The 1,250-nt window shown below is 52.6% G+C and carries 1 rRNA gene (only partly in view); it reads left to right on the forward strand.

Features of this window, described 5'->3' with window-relative positions:
• Positions 1–1,250 (forward strand): 23S ribosomal RNA (locus ACJDUH_RS19650); its annotated part reaches 1,253 nt to the left of the window's first position; the annotation flags it as partial.

Below are 1,250 nucleotides of genomic sequence, written 5' to 3' on the forward strand. Positions count from 1 at the left end.
GATACGATGGGGAGCGAAATTTAAGTAGCGAAGTATCTGATTCCACACTGCCAAGAAAAGCTTCTATCGAGGTAGCTTCCGCCCGTACCGCAAACCGACACAGGTAGGTGAGGAGAGAATCCTAAGACCAGCGGAAGAATCGTTGTTAAGGAACTCGGCAAATTGACCCCGTAACTTCGGGAGAAGGGGTGCCATAGAAATATGGCCGCAGAGAATAGTCCCAAGCAACTGTTTAGCAAAAACACAGGTCTCTGCTAAAGCGAAAGCTGATGTATAGGGGCTGACGCCTGCCCGGTGCTGGAAGGTTAAGGGGATGACTTAGCGCAAGCGAAGGTTTGAACTTAAGCCCCAGTAAACGGCGGCCGTAACTATAACGGTCCTAAGGTAGCGAAATTCCTTGTCAGGTAAGTTCTGACCCGCACGAATGGCGTAATGACTTGGGAGCTGTCTCAACAACGAATCCGGCGAAATTGTATTGCGAGTGAAGATGCTCGCTACCCGCGATTGGACGGAAAGACCCCGTAGAGCTTTACTGTAGCTTAGCATTGAGATTCGGTATTGTCTGTACAGGATAGGTGGGAGACTGAGAAACAGGGTCGTTAGGCCCTGCGGAGTCAACCTTGGGATACCACCCTGACAGTACTGAGTTTCTAACGATAGCCCATGAAACTGGGTGTCGGACATTGTTAGGTGGGCAGTTTGACTGGGGCGGTCGCCTCCTAAAATGTAACGGAGGCGCTCAAAGGTTCCCTCAGAACGGTTGGAAATCGTTCGAAGAGTGCAAAGGCAGAAGGGAGCCTAACTGCGACACCAACAAGTGGAGCAGGTACGAAAGTAGGACTTAGTGATCCGGTGGTTCCTCGTGGGAGGGCCATCGCTCAACGGATAAAAGCTACCTCGGGGATAACAGGCTGATCTCCCCCAAGAGTCCACATCGACGGGGAGGTTTGGCACCTCGATGTCGGCTCGTCGCATCCTGGGGCTGAAGTAGGTCCCAAGGGTTGGGCTGTTCGCCCATTAAAGCGGCACGCGAGCTGGGTTCAGAACGTCGTGAGACAGTTCGGTCCCTATCCGTCGCGGGCGTAGGAAATTTGAGAGGAGCTGTCCTTAGTACGAGAGGACCGGGATGGACTAACCTCTGGTGCACCAGTTGTCATGCCAATGGCACGGCTGGGTAGCTATGTTAGGAAGGGATAAACGCTGAAAGCATCTAAGCGTGAAGCCCACCTCAAGATAAGATTTCCCATAGC

Source organism: Candidatus Clostridium radicumherbarum, assembly GCF_045310525.1.
GTDB classification, from domain to species: Bacteria; Bacillota; Clostridia; order Clostridiales; family Clostridiaceae; genus Clostridium_AT; species Clostridium_AT radicumherbarum.